Source organism: Achromobacter xylosoxidans, assembly GCF_001457475.1.
In the GTDB taxonomy this organism is placed as follows: Bacteria; Pseudomonadota; Gammaproteobacteria; order Burkholderiales; family Burkholderiaceae_B; genus Achromobacter; species Achromobacter xylosoxidans.
Genome location: NZ_LN831029.1, coordinates 6,267,623 through 6,282,446 on the forward strand (window position 1 = coordinate 6,267,623; position 14,824 = coordinate 6,282,446).

Consider the following 14,824-nt stretch of genomic DNA (forward strand, 5'->3'; position numbering starts at 1 on the left):
GCATTGCCCCGGGCGGCCAAGTCGGGCGAGAGGAGGAATGCCGGAGGTAGTTCATGGGCGTGGGCAGCAGAGAAAATGCGACAAGCCTCGCCGCCACCACGCCCCAGGGTCAATGCGGAAACCTGCTCCGCCAGAAACGTAACAGCGTGCGACATATTGACAAATGCCGATCGGCTCGTCTGACCTCAAGCGACGAGGCACCACACCCGCGCCTTTCGGTTCCTCCTTTCGCCCTTTCCCTTCCCTTAGCCCTTTGCAGGGCCCTTACCCCTTAAGCATTTGCGCCTTTTGAGGGCACAGATTTGAGTGCCCGGCCTTTGGGTAGGCCCCTTCCCCTTGGAGGCATTTAGTTTCGTTTCTCACAACTCACGATACATTTGCGCGAATAATTATTGAAACCAGCTATGTCTGCCTTCACAGTCGGGACCTCTTGAGGGTCGTCTTCAGGCCAATAGCGGCGCGCGCATATCACGTACTGAGGCCAACAACAAGCGCCGACACGCCGTAACGTTTGGATTCTCTTTAATTCACCAAGTGCCAAATTTCGCATGTGAGGCGAAAGTTCAGCCGTCGGCATCCCTCGTTGCCGATCCGCTGGCTTACCCGCTGGGCTCGCAGCCCGGCGGGGCTTTTTCCTCCAAGGTGCGACGTGCAGTTCCAAACCCGGTATCGATTCGCCGCCGCGATAGCGCTGTGGGCAATGCTCCCGTCGCACGCGCATGCCGACTGCATCGCCGCCGCAGCGGCCTATCACCGAATTGACGTTCAACTGCTGCAAGCAATAGTCATGCAGGAATCCTCCGGCCGAGCGGAGGCAGTGAACTGCGCCAATGCAAACGCATCCTGCGACTACGGCCTAGCTCAGATCAACAGCGTCCATCTGGAACGCCTGCAACGCTTCGGCGTATCGAAGCAAGACCTCTTCAATCCATGCGTCTCAGCCTATGTCGGAGCTTGGATTCTCGCTGAGAACTTCGATCGCCTTGGCGTCACCTGGGACGCCGTGGGCGCCTACAACGCCTCAACGCCCGCCAAGCGCGCCGCATATGCAAACAAAATCCAGGCGAAGCTCAACGCAATTCGTGCCGGCACTCTTATCCCGGTTCGCGTCCCCTTTTCACCGCGAACACCGGCCGACCAGCCGGCGGGCAGGTCTCCTGTCGCCGGAGCGGGCACAGCCCTCGCAATTGAGACAGCGGACCCTTCGCTGATCGCGGCAGGCCAGGCCTCCTCGCAGCGTTCGCAGGAGCAGCATTGATGGATGCGTCGACCACTTACGCGGAAGACATCCTGAGGCAACACCTCAGCGTGATTGAACCGTACCTCACCTCCAACGAAGTGAATGAGGTGATGGTGAACGCCGCTGACGACATATGGGTGGAAGAGCGCGGTGTCATGCGCAAGGTAGATGCGGGCCTTAGCGAGGAGCAAGTCGACCGCGCAATTACGTTGATCGCGAGCAAGAACGGCAAGCCAAACTCCCCACTCCTAGACGCGCGCCTGCCCGGCCTTCGAATCGCTGCCGCGCGCAAGCCCATCGCTCTGCGGGGCTCGATGCTCTGCGTTCGTCGTTTCGCCGCGAAGCGCATCTCTCTGGACAGCTACGTCGAAAGCGGTGCGTTCGACGTTGTCACGCAAGACCCACTCGAAACCGCCGCTGCCGACCAAGAACAAGCGTCCTTAAAAAGCGCCCTGCGTCATGGCGGCGCCGCGCTACGAGATTTTTTCCAGTGGATCATCGAGCGGCGTCACAACATCGTCCTCAGCGGCTCTACCTCCGCCGGAAAGACAACACTTCTCAACGCTCTTTTGGACCTTGTTCCGAGCACAGACCGCGTCATCACGGTCGAGGACACGGCCGAGCTGCGCCTGGCCGTACCCAACCATGTTGGCCTTGAAGCCAACCAAGCGCTCGGGATCAGCGTGCGTGACCTGGTCAGGCTCAGCCTTCGATGCAGGCCGGACCGGATTGTGCTTGGCGAGGTCCGCGGCGCAGAAGCTTTCGATCTCCTGGACGCTCTGAATACGGGCCACCCAGGTAGCCAGGTATCCCTGCACGCCGACTCCAGTGCTATGGCCCTGGCCCGCTTGGAGTCGATGCTGAGAATGGCACCAGAAACCCAAAACTGGCCTCTGCAGGACCTTCGCAGACAGATCGCAGCCACGTTCAGATTCGTCGTTCATGCCCAGCGCGTCGGGTCATCCAGAGGCCCCCGCGAGATCAGGGAAATCTTGGGCGTCGACTCAAATGGGTTGTACCAAACCCGCTTGTTGTTTTCCAAAATCCAACTCCAGGACCAACACTATGATTAGTCATCAATTGCACCAACTCCAGCAATGGATCCGTGGTCGTAGCCTCGCTACACGTACGGATAGGCTGCTCCTCGTAGCCTACGCGACGCTCGCGCTCCTCGCTCCAACCCCGGCTTTCGCACAGAGCATTTTTGGGGGCCGGCTTTGCTCCGGCTTCCAGGCGGTGGTTAACAACGAGCTGATCTCCGTTGTAGTGCTCGTCGCCTGCGTCGGCGCGATCTTGATGTGGTTGCTCGATGATGGCCAATCGAAGGTGAAAGTTTTCGCTCTCCGCCTGGCTGGCGGCATCGCATCCATCTTCGGTATCGCCACGGTGGTCGCGCTCGTGTCCGGGCGAAACCTGATGTGCTCTATCGGCGTCTGACGCAGCCATGGACGAGCGAGATCCGATCGATGAACTTGAGGTGGAGGTCGATAAGGCCCTCATCGAGAAACGCCGCATTATTGGGCTCGATCGGCGGGCGGCGGCGGCATTCTTGCTTTTGGCGCCTATGGTCGTGCTCATAAGCCGCAGCCTATGGATGGCCCTCATCGGCATCCCGATGTACCTAGGCATCCGGTACGTGATGCGCAAGGACCCGGACAAGATTGACGTGTACCAGGCATACAAGGCGCAACACGACCACTACGTTCCCCGCGCCACACGCGCCCAGAAGCGCAACAAGCGCCCGTTCGGCTTTGGCAGAGATTTCCCATGCTACTGACTGAGAAAAATGGCTACACGCTCGACGCCGGCACACTAGGCGAGCTCGAATCAGCGCGCGTGAGAGGCTTGGCATCCACGGCAGAACTCCTCCCCTGGATGTTCCGCTACAACGAACAGATCGTCGTCAACAAGGATTCCGCGTTGATGGCTTGCTTCGAGTACACGGGACCCGACACCGACAGTCAATCGGCGGCGCAGTTGCTGAGCCTCATGCACCAGGCTGAGCATGCATTCCAGGTCGCGAGCAGAAATCCGCTGACTTTCTGGTTTATCACGCACCGCCGACGGAGCGACCCGTATGCGCCCGCGGTCATGCCTGACCCCTACTCTCAGATCGTCGAAGACGAGCGCAGTAATGCGTTCAAGACCAAGTCGAACTACACGAATCGGCATTATCTCGCCATCGCCCTGAGCGCTTCTGCGGGTCTAGACCGCATCGCCGGCCGCTTCTTTCACGCGATGGCGCACGAGAAGGTAGGTCCCCTTCGTGCTGCGATCCACGCGCTGCGTGGAATTTGGTCTGACCAGGCAGACTTCGCATACACCTCCGTTGAGCTGGCGGCAGCCGTCAAAGACTTTGAGGAGCAACTGACTCGGATGCGGGCGAGCCTGCCTGCCCTTACGCTCACGCGACTCGTCGGGGATGAGCTCGGCGCATTCCTTGCATCCTGCGCCGCGCCTGCCGCGCCCCGTCGGAGTGCAGTAGCCATGGTGGACTTCCTCGATGAGTCGATGTCCCACGGCGAAGTTATCCCCGCAGAGGACTACATCCTTTTCAAAGCTGAAGGCCGGAAGCGAATCGGTGTTGTCACCTCGATACCCGCCGCGCACCAGTTTTATCCTTCCCGCATCCGCCCGCATGCACTGGATGACCTCCTCAAGGTTCCTGGTGAGCTGACGATCAGCCACGTTTATCGGATCCAAGACGCCAACGCCAGCGCGAAAATGATTGACCAGATGGGTTCGTACCATAGAACGAACGCGCTGGATCTGCGAGCGCTTGCTGCCGTTGCCGCAAACTCAGGCGATCCGAACTATGCACCGCGCGAAGACAGAGGACGAGTTGAAGCAGCGGACGAAGCGGAGGACCTGAAAAAGGGCGTTAGCCGCGGGAAGGCCTCCTATGGCCAATACACGCTGAGCATCACATCGCTATCCGCACCGTTCCAAAGCGACCTGGTTGAAGATTGGGACAGCGCTATGGACCAGGTCAGAACAACGGCCGGAAAGGTCGGTGACGCCCTGATCGGCGCAAAGTTCTTGCCTCTGGTCGAAACACTGGGCGCAATTTCTAGTTGGACGGCCACAATCCCCGGCGCATGGCGCGACATCGCACGATGGGCACCGCTACGCGCCGCTGTCGTCGCTCGCGCTGTACCTCTTCGCACCGTCTCGCAAGGCTCAAAGGAAAATCGCCATCTTTCGAACACGATGAAGCGGCCGTCTCCGGCCCTGGCTGGCCTGCCGACCGATTACGGCACGCCATACTTCTGGACCGGCTTCTATCACGATATCGGGCACACACTGGTGTCGGGGGAAACTGGCTTAGGGAAGACCACGATCGTCAACCTGGGCTGGACCCTCTTTCGGAAGTACCTCGGCTCCGACGTTTTCATCTTCGACCGAACCTTCTCAAGTCGTATCCCAATAATGATGCAAGGCGGCGTCTATTGCGATCCTGAAGACGCTAGCACCAATCGGCTGACGGTGAACCCCCTCTCACTTATTGGCGAAGTCCGGCACCTGAAGTTTGTCAAGGACTGGATCTGCACGCTCGCCGAGCGTCGCGGGTACCTCGCAACAAGCAACGACAGGGAAGAACTAGAAAAGGCGCTTCTGGCAACCCGCCAACTCCAGCGTAAGGACTGGAGGCTGCACGCAGTCTACGTGCAGCTCCCTGTCGGTTCCTTCCAGCATGCTCTGGCAGAGTGGGTCGGCGATGCCTTGAATGCGCGTTGGTTCGACAACGGCTTGGACATCTTCGATGAAATCGCGGCTGGACGAGCTGCCGCTGTTCTCGGCATCGAGATGGGAAAGCTCCTGGCGCAGCCGGACGTCCTCATCCCATATCTCATCTATTGCTTCTATCGCATTCAAGATCGGATTGAAAGTCGCCGCAACTCTGGACTGATTGCCCCGACGTTCATCGGCCTGCCGGAGGTATGGGGTTTTCTGGAGGAGCCGATCTTTGCAAGGAAGCTGGCCGAGTGGATCGATACCCTCCGCAAGCTATTGGGCTGCGTCTGGATGGACGCCCAGTCGCCGGAGCGGTACATCAACTCGCCGATATATGCGTCGATTCGGGACAACGTCCCGAACCGCATCATCCTGCCGTACCCGGCCGCCAAAACTTCGCCATCTCTGCGCAAGGCGTTTACGGAGCTCGGCCTAAATCCGCAACAAATCGACCAACTTGCCGAGGGCATTCCAAAGCAAGACTACTTTCTTACGCAGAAGGATGGCTTCATGCGGAAGGTTGCCTTGAAGTTGGATACACGCACACTGGCGGTCCTGCGGAGCGAACTGGACGCCCAAGCGCTGTTTGACCACTATCGCGCGTCCGACCGCGAGGACTGGCGCGACGCATACTTCCGAGAGGTGGTCCGTGCATCAAATCCGTAAATCGACAGCCCGCGCGCTTCTGGCGCTGCTCCTTATTGTCGAAGCGCCTGCATTCTCGGCACCATTCCAGCTCCCCGACACTTCCGACTATGAACCAGGTGGATCGGAGTGGGGATGCGGAGTGCTGCTATGTCTTGCCGGCATAAAGCCCCCTAGCCAATGCAGTGGCTACCTCAACCGGCTCTGGCGCGTCCTGAATGCAGTTCCGCCCGGACCGTTCCCTACGTGCGCAATGGCGGGCGCAAACAACTACGCAAAGAAGTCGCGCGAGCCATACGACCTTTGCCCGGCCGGCCACGAGCCAGCGCGGCGAGGTCAAGTGGTCGCTCAAGGGACGCCGACAGGCGAAACAAAGCGATTCAGGCCGAAATTCCGGCTTCAGGGGACCTATGCCACTTCGGAGCCCGACAGCAATGAGAGTGGCTCGCCCGGTCAACGCGCATGCGTCAGCGGATACGTCGGCCACTACGAGGTCTGCGATAACTGCGGCCCGGGCGGAGACGCCGGTGGCGGTACGCCCACTACCGTGCACGTGTTCAGCAGCGTGGTGTGGCTGCCCTATAAGGGCCCGCGTGCCATCGACGTCATCATCGACGGCGCGCTCTACAACCGTGTTCACTACTGAGGTACGACTATGCACTCGCCCAAACGCAGGACCGTCATTCGCGCCCTTACGGCGATCGCCATGAGTTGCTTCGCCATTGCCCCCAAAGCGTCCGGCATTCCGACCTTCGACGGCGCCAACTTCGCGCAACAGCTTTTGAGCGTGATGAACCAAACCCAGCAGCTCACGCAGCAGACCACGATGGTTCAACAAAACCTGGCGAACTTACAACGGCTTGGCGGAAATGTGCTCAGCCTGGCTGACCAGGCGTATAGCGGTCAGGGAGTCTCCATGCGCGACCTCGTTTCCAGTGTTTCCGATCTCTACCAAGCGGGCAAGCAGTTACAAGGGATGTACGACGCTGCGAGCGCCGAGATGAAGTCTCTCAACATGACCCCTGAGCGTTGGGGTACGGCCTTCGTCCACTTGGCTCAGACCAAGGGCGGGGTGTACCGCAAACAGCTCGACCAGGACTTCGCGACCATGGAGGCCTTCGCGTCGCGTGCTGCAAATCTACGCCAGTTGTCCCGCCAGATTCCCGGCATTGAGGGCAACGTCCAAGGCCTGCAGCTCCTCAATCAGCAGTCCAGCGTCTTGGCCGGCGAACTCCTGGAGATGCGCAGTCTCATGCAGCGCCAGGTCGTGCTTGATCTCCAGGACCGCGCCACGAAAGAGGACCTCAACAAGCTTTCTGTTGAAGGCGCGCAACAGCGGTACGACGCGGTCACCAAAGAAGCCGCGAACAAGCGCTCCGCCATCGGAAAGATGAAAAGCCTCGAATTTGGCCTCTAGACATGACAGGTAAGCCTCTCCGTCGAGTACTACTCGCCCTTTGCCGCAGCCGTCGCGAGCTCCGAATCGTATGCAAGGAGCGGCGCAGGTACAGGGTGGAGCTTGCTGCGCGTGGCCGACTTGAGCACAAGCCGCTACGCGCGGCAGCGAAGTCTCTGCGGCTGTCGTTGGCGATCGCCATCGTGCAGGTCGACAGCGCGTCCCCCAACGCGCTAGCCGGCTTTGTCGCAGTGATTTTCACATCCGCCGCCCTCTTCGCGCTTGATGCAGGTGCTCGCGCGCTCGGCTGGCATCTCGGAGGCTGACATGGACGTCGCAGCCCTATTCAATCAGGCGTTCTCGGCCGTCAACACGGCCGGCTTTGCCCTGGCCGACATTTTTAAAGAGGAGGGGCTGATCCTCCTATCCGTTGGAGCCTCGGGTACGGCTCTCTGGCTTCTGCTCCGTGATTATTTCCTCGCCAGCGACACCGTCAAGTTCCTCGTCAGCCTCTTCAATCTGATCCTGAGGATGGGTGTGGTTTTGGTGATCGTGCAGAGCATGAATGGCGTTCCGCGAGATATGTTCGTTACCGCGACCAAGGAAGCGTCGACCAAGATTACTCAGGGCTCGGCAAATCCGGTCGAGATTCTCAAGTTGACGATGGACACCATCTCGCTCATCGCCGATGGCAAGCGCAAGGAATCGGAAAAGTCCCTCTACTGCAAGATGCATGGAGGGTGGTCACTGAATCCTCTGGACTGGATCATCGACTCACGCCCCGCCGAATGCGTCAACAAAGATCAGATTGGGTTCTTCGAGATTCTCAAGAACTTGCCCCTCATCCTTGTGATCTTTTTATGCCAAATCTTGGCAATCATCGCGATGGTGCTGATGTCGATCGCGTTCATTGTCGTCTTGCAGATGTCCTATGTCATGCTGCAGCTCGGTCTCGCCCTCGGGCCGCTGCTAGTCGGCCTATCGATCATCCCCGCTGTTTCCTTCTTGTTCGACGGCTGGTTGCGATTCATGATCGCTGCCTCGCTGCAGCAGCTTGTCGCGTGGTTTGTCGCTGTGCTCATAACGAAGGGTGTTGTCCCGACACTGGTCAGCTTTTACGACAAGATCGACAGCCGGAAGGAGGCGGATCTCTACTTCGCGTCCAATGAAATTGCGATGATCGCGATCGCCCTTTTAGGATTCATCGCTGCATACATGATGTGGCAAGTACCAGGCCTTGCACAGGCGCTCGTTGCGGGGGGCAGCGCAAACGCGCAAAGTTTCGGACGAGGGATGGTGGGCCGCGGCATGGCCGCAAAAATCTTGCGCAGCGGAGGCAAGCGATGACCTCCTCAACCCTCGCGCACTTCCCGCGCCCACTCCTCTTCCCATTCTTTGTCGAAGCGGTCAGCGTAGCTCTCGCCGACACCGTCGTCGCGACCCGCCGCAGCGAAGCCCTTCAGAAAAGCGCGCGCCAAGATCGCAAGCGCGGCGAATCCCAACAGTCCGCTCATCTCTTATCTCCGGCAGATGCATTTGCAGGGCAATCCATCCCGGCCAAACAAAGCGGTGTCATCTGCTTAATGGCCTCCCGCTTCGCCACGCTCGACTGTTCAATCGACGTTGCTGCGGTGGATCCCCGCGACTTCTGCAACGCATACACAGCCACGCCGATCGCAATCGCGGCGACGGCAACGAGCAAGCCGAACTTTGCTTTGGACATGGTGGACACCCCATACGATTTTTGTTCGATGGGCCCGAGTCTATCAAACGCCAACTCGGACCACTCTGGTATGGAGGGCCTCCGCAAGGGCGCCCTGCCCGCTGGTGTGGCCAACGATTGCCACGGGCAAAGGTCGAGCCTACGGCTTGAGTTTATCCCTTCCTACGGACTTTCTTCAAGCGGTAACTGCATCCGCGCCGTCGACGCGTGCGCGTCCACGCATCCTCTCCAACGCTGAGCCTAACCATGCCCCTCAACTTCAAGGGCCGCTTCATGCGCCGTCGCCGTCCAGATCTCCGCCCAACAGACACTTCCCAGCCGCCCGTCCAAACCGCGGAGGACCCGTCGTTCGACGCGCACATCCTCCCATTGACCCAACGCGCGCATCGTCTCTACTACGCGGTGTTCCAGCGTCCATTGCAACAAGCCGACCGCTCCGCGCTAGTCGCCTTCGCGTTCTTCCTCGTCGCCCTGGTCGAGGGCATTGCCCTATATCAGTTGGTGCCACTCAAGCAGCAGACCCCCTATTTCGTCGAGTGGGACGCCCGCTCGGGCGCGGTCTGGATTTCCGACCGTGTTGCCGAGCGATTCACGCCGGAAACCGCCAATAAGACGTTCTTTCTGCGCCAATGGGCCACCTGGCTACTTACCATCAAACCGAACCCGTCGGACTCAATCGACGTTGACATCCCGAAAGCAACTCGCTGGACCATTGGCACAGCGACAGATCAGCTCACCGACTACTTCGCCAAGGTCGATCCGATCGGCGTCCGCATAGCGGATCAGCCTGGACTCACGCGTGAAGTCACCGAGAACTCCACCACCTACAGCGTGGACGGTAAACAGGCCTACATGCTTCTCACCCTGCAAGAGCGCGTCAATGGCAAGGAATTCGGAGAGCCGAAAACCAAGCTTCTGACAATCCGATTCCTCCTTTCTACCGATAAGCAAGCGATCGATGAGCAGCGTTCCAACCCGCTTGGCGTCAAGATCGAGTGGTGGACCCTCACGGACTACTTCGGCCCCACGAGCGTTCGAATTCAGGGAGCACAGTAATGCGTCAGGCCATTTCCCTACTTGCAGCGGTAATCGCCGTGCTCTGCGTGGGCGTCCCGGCGCACGCGCAGGAGAGCGACGTCCGAGCAGAGGTCGCGCAGGCGCAGAAGCGTGCCGGAACGGGCCCGAACGCTGCAGTTCCGATGCCGTTGGATGCGCGGTTGGTCACTTTCAACTTCGATCGCGACTATGACTACCCCGTCTTAATGCGGCCTTTCACGATGGTTCATCTGGAATTCGCCGCCGGCGAGATCCTCAAGGGCTATTACGCGTCGGATACCAGCGCCAGCCGTTGGACGTTCAAGCCGGCCCGAACGAAGCGCGATCTTTTTGTCATGTCGAAGGGCGACAACCTGCTCAACACCGCGACGATCATTACGAACCTCCGCACCTATCAAGTCACCTTCGTCTCAGCATCCAAAGGCTCGTATTACAAGCGCGTCAACTGGGCTGCGGACCCCGATCAGGATTCCGCAGTAGCCGGCCTGGACACCTTCGGAGGCAATGGTCCGATGCCCGCCAGCCCGAACGGTCCAATGGGCAGCGCAGAATGGGACGCTCCGGCCCCAGCCGTCCGCTCTGGCTCATCGTCGCGTGCCCACCAGGGTGGGCGCCCGGCCGACATCGTCGACATTTCGAAGGCGAACTTTGATTACCGGGTGGAAGGTAGCGCGCCGTTCAAGCCCGCCATGGTTTTCGATGATGGGAAGTTCACCTGGATACAGCTCCCAGCCGACGTACAGGAGATTCCCGCCATCTTCGCGCTGGGAGCGGACGGAACGGCAGAGCTAGTCAACTTTACGGTTCGCCGCAATTACTTTGTGGTCCAGCGACTTTTCCCCGATGGGGCACTGCTGAAGCTTCGAAAAGATGAGGTCCGCATCTTTAACCGGCGCGGCAAAGCGTGCGGGCTCTTCGGCTGCGGCGTGTCTGGTGTCAAGAATCTCAACAGCGCGACATACCCATGAGTGCCGCTCCCTCCCCTTCCAGCAGTCCTTCGCCCCAACGCCGTACTGCGGTGTCGCGAGGACTGATCAAGATCGTCCTAATCACGTTCATCGCCGTCGTTCTCGGCTTCGTTCTCGTGCGACGGCTCGCTGGAATAGCGCCGGAATCCGCCGCCGACGCCCGCGCTAGGAAGGAAGAGCAGGAGCGCGCCGCCAAGGAAGCAGGAAATCCATTCGCAGTGCAGCGGCTGATTGCCGACCAGCTACGCGACCGTCTCAGTCGGAACGAAGAGGCCGCGCCCAAGCCGTCTAATGCGCCGCAGATCGCTGATCAAGCTCCGACTACGGAGCCAACTCGCACCGAGGCCGATGCCAGGCGGATAGAGGACCACCGCAACACAGTGACAATCGCGCAACAGGAGGATCTCTCCGCAGTGGAGATCGGTTTCTGGGAATCGCAGGACGCCGACGAACCTCAAACCACGATCGGGCGATCATCGCATCGCGACCCAGCCGGCGCGGAAGCAGCACTTCGTGACGTGTCTACCGTCGCTACAGCAGCCGGCATCGACACCTCCGGCTTTTCCGCCGGGGGTATACCTGGTGCGCAGCCGGCCGGTGGCCCCGCCAACACGGTTGGCCAGGTCGTTGGACCGCAGGCCAGTGCCGGCCGACAGGCCGGCACTCCTGGCAACATAAAGCCGCCGTTGTTCGCCTCCGCAGCGCCATCCCCATACTACATCCGCGAAGGTTGGATCATCCCTGCTGTGATCCAGCAGTCCCTGAATACAGATGCCCCGGGCACGTTCCGCGCCATGGTGACGTCGGACGTCTACGACAGCCTACGTGGCGAGCACCTCCTCATAGAGAGAGGCACCGCGCTCACTGGCGAGGTGAGCACGGACATCGCTGAAGGCCAAAGCCGCATCCTCATGTCTGTCAACCGGATGGACTTCCCGAGCGGCGGCCGGGTGGCTCTAGGCGGCTGGGACATTTCCGATCGGACGGGCGCCGCAGGCATTGCTGCACAGGTTGACGACCACTTCTGGCAGCGCTTTGGAAGCGCCTTCGGCGTAGCTGCAGTGGCGGCGCTGGCAGGCCATTACGACAAGAGCCAGAACGTCACCATAAACGTGGGAAGTGGCGGCTCGAACAGCGGCAACGCCACTTCGACGCTGACAGGCACCGCGGGTCAAGCACTAAGCGACACCGTCCGTCAGATTCTCCAACGGAATCAGTCGATCAAGAGGACCCTCACGCTCGAACCTGCGGACAAGATAAACATCGTCGTCGCGCGAGATCTCGTGCTTGACCCCAACATAGTCAGGAGCTACTGAATGCAGAATCGCCTCACCCATCTAATAGTCATTGCATGGGCTGCGCTGATGCCGCCCATCGCCACCGCCGCCCAGCCCGAGTTCTCGGCCCCCGTGCCGGCCGTGTATGAATTCAACTGGAAGCAGGCCGGCGACAGCGGTATCTCTCCTGTGCAGATTTTTGACAACGGCAAGAGGGTGTATCTGCAGTTCGCACCCGGAACCGAGATCCCGGCCATTTTCGCCGACGCACCTGGCGGGCGAATTCTGCTCGCTTGGGAGGCGCAGTCTCCATACATTGTCGTGCCTCATATGGAAGCCCGCCTCGCTTTCAGACTCGGTAAGCGAGAAGCGGTAGCGTGGCGCGCTGGGATTCCGCCTGAAGGCAGCTACACGGGACTGGCCACGCCGGCTCGACAGACGGGCAGCGCCGCGGTCCCTGCCACGAGAGAGCAGTTGGCATTTCGTCGCACTGCCGCTGACGCCGCTGCCGGGCCTGACCCGTCGTACAAGCCAATCGTTGCACCCGCCCCTGCGTTGCAGGCGACCGCACAGCCCCTCGTCGCCTCGATGCCAGACGGCTCCAGTCTGGCCGCGTTCATGGGAGTCGCCTTAGGCGGACCCATCGCGGAGCCAAAAACGGGAGACAGCCGCTCCGGAGCTGACGTCATTGCGCCAGGTGGCGCCACTCTCGCACCCGTCACGACCGTCGATGTCACCGCGGCCACAAGCACCGCTCCGCCCGTTCCGCCGCCACCCCCCGTCCAGGAGTGGCACGCCGAGACGGGTAAGACCGTTCAACAGACGCTCGACGGCTGGGCCCAAGCGGCAGGGTGGCAGCCCGTCAAGTGGCACCCCGATTTCGACTACATCATCGAAGTCCCGGTCACGCTCCGAGGCGAATTTTGGGATGCGGCCAATGACCTGCTAGCTGCGTATGACGTCGCCAAAAGGAAATTCAATGGCCTCGCCTATCGGGACAACAAAGTACTGGAAGTGATGGAGAGGAAATGATGAGAAAAGCAATTGTGATCGCGATCGCATTCGCGACGACCCTGTCTGGCTGCGCTCTGCAGCGCATTAAGGATACCGAGGCGCGCGTGGACGATGCCTACGGCGAGCACGCCGCCAGCGCAGCCAGCATGCGAAAGACCCGAGATCGCGCAGTGGAGGTAATCGATCGCCCGTGGGTATCGAAGACGCCAATTACGCGGCCGTCTGCGGCCGCATATCCCGCACCCCTTCAATGCCCAATCACATTTGTCCCTGCCGCTCCGATCAGCGTATTTGAGTTTGGACAAACGGTGACGGCGTTGTGCGGAGTGCCCGTCAGGATCACCCCTGATGCCATCACAGCGCTGAGCGGTGGTGCACGCACCGCCGCCAGGACGCCTGATATGACCCCACCGACGGGATCCGGGGGGCCGATCCCCCCAGGCGGGGTCGGCGCCCTCAGCGCAGGCTCATCGCTGCCCTCGATGTCCGCACGAGACACAACGATCTCCGGCATTCGTTGGGACGGCAAGCCCCTACCGGGGCTGCTCGATGCCGTGACCTCACGACTGGGCTTGAGCTGGACTTTCCGTGATGGCGCCGTCCAGATCCACTACCTGGACACCCGAGTCTTTCGCATATACGCAATCCAGTCCAAGACCAACATGCAGTCTGTCGTGCAATCTGGCACCCAGCTTGCATCATCCGGCACTAGCGGTCAGGGTGCCGCCGGCGCCACGTCTTCCTCAGGCTCAGGCGGGAGCACCGTGTCAGGCGGCTCCACACAGACGACGATGGTTTCGATTGAATCGAACTTGGCGGAGGATGTGGACCGGATGATCAAAAGCATGCTCACTCCAGGTCTGGGCCAATCGAGCTTGTCCGTCAGCACTGGGACCGTGGCGGTCACGGACACGCCGGACGTGCTCAGCCGCATCGCGGCCTATCTCAAAACAGAGAACCGAAACATCACGCGACAGGCCCTTTTCAACATCACCGTGGCAGTCGTGCAGCGGACAGAGACAGATGACCAAGGCCTCGACTTGACTGCTGTGTACAAGTCGCTGAACGGCAACTACGGAATCACTGTCGCCAATGCCTTCACCGCAGCCTCTAGCGCGGGCTCGGCCTCAATCGGAATCTTGGACACCGCAACCGGCACAGCCGGCCAGTTCGCTGGCTCAAAAGCCATTCTCCGCGCGCTGTCGAGCCAAGGTCGCGTATCGATCGTGACACAGCCCTCGGTCACGACCCTCAACTATCAGCCTGTCCCAGTCCAGGTAGCAAAGCAGACCAGCTATCTTGCTGCAGTATCCAACACCGCCACGGCTCAAGTTGGCTCAACCTCGGCGCTCACACCGGGGACCGTCACGACCGGCTTCTCCATGGATCTTCTCCCGTTCATGATCGACAGCGACCAGATGCTGCTGCAGTTCACGATGAACCTCTCAACAGATCCTCGCCTGCGCACGGTCACGAGCGGCGACAACTCCATTGAAGTCCCGGAGGTGGACAGCCGAATCTTCTCCCAACGTGTACGCCTCCGATCAGGTCAGACGCTGATTCTCTCCGGCTTCGAGCAGAACGTCGACCGCGGGAACAGGAGCGGGATGTTCAGCCCATCAAACTGGCTCACGGGCGGTGGGGGCTCCACGAACAATCGACGCGAGGTGGTCGTGATTCTAATCACCCCTATCGTCTTGGATGATGACTCCGAGATTCACGAGTCTGGCGGCAGCGCTGGCGACTACAGAGCAACAGCGAGCTGAGCCT

At 60.3% G+C, this 14,824-nt stretch carries 14 protein-coding genes; 12 read left to right on the top strand and 2 right to left on the bottom strand.

Annotated elements, in window-relative coordinates:
• The first annotated feature begins 649 nt into the window (after nt 1-649).
• The 7 genes from AT699_RS28255 to AT699_RS28290 all read left to right on the top strand — a co-directional run bounded on the left by AT699_RS28255 (nt 650) and on the right by AT699_RS28290 (nt 8,363).
• A complete protein-coding gene (locus AT699_RS28255; protein ID WP_006222319.1) occupies nt 650-1,258 on the top strand; it encodes a lytic transglycosylase domain-containing protein in 609 nt (202 codons plus the stop codon).
• The gene (locus AT699_RS28260; protein WP_006222320.1) at nt 1,258-2,313 is read left to right on the top strand and encodes a CpaF family protein; all 1,056 of its coding nucleotides are present in this window, start codon (nt 1,258-1,260) and stop codon (nt 2,311-2,313) included. Before AT699_RS28255 ends, AT699_RS28260 begins: the two co-directional genes overlap by 1 nt.
• The gene (locus AT699_RS28265; protein WP_006222321.1) at nt 2,306-2,677 is read left to right on the top strand and encodes a hypothetical protein; all 372 of its coding nucleotides are present in this window, start codon (nt 2,306-2,308) and stop codon (nt 2,675-2,677) included. Before AT699_RS28260 ends, AT699_RS28265 begins: the two co-directional genes overlap by 8 nt.
• A 7-nt stretch (nt 2,678-2,684) precedes the next feature.
• Complete coding sequence (locus AT699_RS28270) at nt 2,685-3,017, top strand: VirB3 family type IV secretion system protein (RefSeq protein ID WP_006222322.1); 333 nt, start codon at nt 2,685-2,687, stop codon at nt 3,015-3,017.
• A complete protein-coding gene (locus AT699_RS28275; RefSeq protein ID WP_006222323.1) occupies nt 3,008-5,641 on the top strand; it encodes a VirB4 family type IV secretion system protein in 2,634 nt (877 codons plus the stop codon). The genes AT699_RS28270 and AT699_RS28275 overlap by 10 nt, the downstream gene beginning before the upstream one ends.
• A 634-nt stretch (nt 5,642-6,275) precedes the next feature.
• Entirely contained in the window at nt 6,276-7,037 is a 762-nt protein-coding gene (locus tag AT699_RS28280; RefSeq protein ID WP_006222324.1) for a TrbJ/VirB5 family protein, read from the top strand.
• Nucleotides 7,038-7,343: 306 nt separating this feature from the next.
• Nucleotides 7,344-8,363, top strand: a complete 1,020-nt coding sequence (locus tag AT699_RS28290; protein ID WP_058207508.1) for a type IV secretion system protein — start codon at nt 7,344-7,346, stop codon at nt 8,361-8,363.
• A 5-nt stretch (nt 8,364-8,368) separates the two neighbouring features.
• Here AT699_RS28290 and AT699_RS31755 read toward each other — a convergent pair whose 3' ends face one another.
• Nucleotides 8,369-8,530, bottom strand: coding sequence for a hypothetical protein (locus AT699_RS31755; protein ID WP_155523078.1), 162 nt, complete (start codon nt 8,528-8,530; stop codon nt 8,369-8,371).
• A complete protein-coding gene (locus tag AT699_RS31265; protein ID WP_052017976.1) occupies nt 8,527-8,739 on the bottom strand; it encodes a hypothetical protein in 213 nt (70 codons plus the stop codon). The genes AT699_RS31755 and AT699_RS31265 overlap by 4 nt, the downstream gene beginning before the upstream one ends.
• A gap of 246 nt (nt 8,740-8,985) precedes the next feature.
• Here AT699_RS31265 and AT699_RS28295 point away from each other — a divergent pair, with 246 nt between their 5' ends.
• The 5 genes from AT699_RS28295 to pilN are packed head-to-tail and all read left to right on the top strand — an operon-like array spanning nt 8,986 to nt 14,820.
• A complete protein-coding gene (locus AT699_RS28295; RefSeq protein WP_054488777.1) occupies nt 8,986-9,795 on the top strand; it encodes a VirB8/TrbF family protein in 810 nt (269 codons plus the stop codon).
• Nucleotides 9,795-10,763, top strand: a complete 969-nt coding sequence (locus tag AT699_RS28300) for a TrbG/VirB9 family P-type conjugative transfer protein (RefSeq protein WP_006225797.1) — start codon at nt 9,795-9,797, stop codon at nt 10,761-10,763. Before AT699_RS28295 ends, AT699_RS28300 begins: the two co-directional genes overlap by 1 nt.
• Entirely contained in the window at nt 10,760-12,079 is a 1,320-nt protein-coding gene (locus tag AT699_RS28305; protein WP_081247809.1) for a TraB/TrbI/VirB10 family type IV secretion system protein, read from the top strand. Before AT699_RS28300 ends, AT699_RS28305 begins: the two co-directional genes overlap by 4 nt.
• The gene (locus tag AT699_RS28310) at nt 12,080-13,072 is read left to right on the top strand and encodes a TcpQ domain-containing protein (protein WP_006225795.1); all 993 of its coding nucleotides are present in this window, start codon (nt 12,080-12,082) and stop codon (nt 13,070-13,072) included.
• Nucleotides 13,069-14,820, top strand: a complete 1,752-nt coding sequence (gene pilN, locus AT699_RS28315; RefSeq protein ID WP_052017902.1) for a PilN family type IVB pilus formation outer membrane protein — start codon at nt 13,069-13,071, stop codon at nt 14,818-14,820. The genes AT699_RS28310 and pilN overlap by 4 nt, the downstream gene beginning before the upstream one ends.
• Nucleotides 14,821-14,824: the final 4 nt, after the last annotated feature.

Excerpts from the sequence above, each read along its gene's own strand:
- AT699_RS31265 (WP_052017976.1), bottom strand. The coding sequence starts at position 8,739 with ATGTCCAAAGCAAAGTTCGGCTTGCTCGTTGCCGTCGCCGCGATTGCG.
- AT699_RS31755 (WP_155523078.1), bottom strand. The coding sequence starts at position 8,530 with ATGAGCGGACTGTTGGGATTCGCCGCGCTTGCGATCTTGGCGCGCGCT.
- AT699_RS28300 (WP_006225797.1), top strand. The coding sequence starts at position 9,795 with ATGCGTCAGGCCATTTCCCTACTTGCAGCGGTAATCGCCGTGCTCTGC.
- AT699_RS28275 (WP_006222323.1), top strand. The coding sequence starts at position 3,008 with ATGCTACTGACTGAGAAAAATGGCTACACGCTCGACGCCGGCACACTA.
- AT699_RS28305 (WP_081247809.1), top strand. The coding sequence starts at position 10,760 with ATGAGTGCCGCTCCCTCCCCTTCCAGCAGTCCTTCGCCCCAACGCCGT.
- AT699_RS28290 (WP_058207508.1), top strand. The coding sequence starts at position 7,344 with ATGGACGTCGCAGCCCTATTCAATCAGGCGTTCTCGGCCGTCAACACG.
- AT699_RS28280 (WP_006222324.1), top strand. The coding sequence starts at position 6,276 with ATGCACTCGCCCAAACGCAGGACCGTCATTCGCGCCCTTACGGCGATC.
- AT699_RS28260 (WP_006222320.1), top strand. The coding sequence starts at position 1,258 with ATGGATGCGTCGACCACTTACGCGGAAGACATCCTGAGGCAACACCTC.
- AT699_RS28270 (WP_006222322.1), top strand. The coding sequence starts at position 2,685 with ATGGACGAGCGAGATCCGATCGATGAACTTGAGGTGGAGGTCGATAAG.
- AT699_RS28295 (WP_054488777.1), top strand. The coding sequence starts at position 8,986 with ATGCCCCTCAACTTCAAGGGCCGCTTCATGCGCCGTCGCCGTCCAGAT.
- pilN (WP_052017902.1), top strand. The coding sequence starts at position 13,069 with ATGATGAGAAAAGCAATTGTGATCGCGATCGCATTCGCGACGACCCTG.
- AT699_RS28310 (WP_006225795.1), top strand. The coding sequence starts at position 12,080 with ATGCAGAATCGCCTCACCCATCTAATAGTCATTGCATGGGCTGCGCTG.
- AT699_RS28265 (WP_006222321.1), top strand. The coding sequence starts at position 2,306 with ATGATTAGTCATCAATTGCACCAACTCCAGCAATGGATCCGTGGTCGT.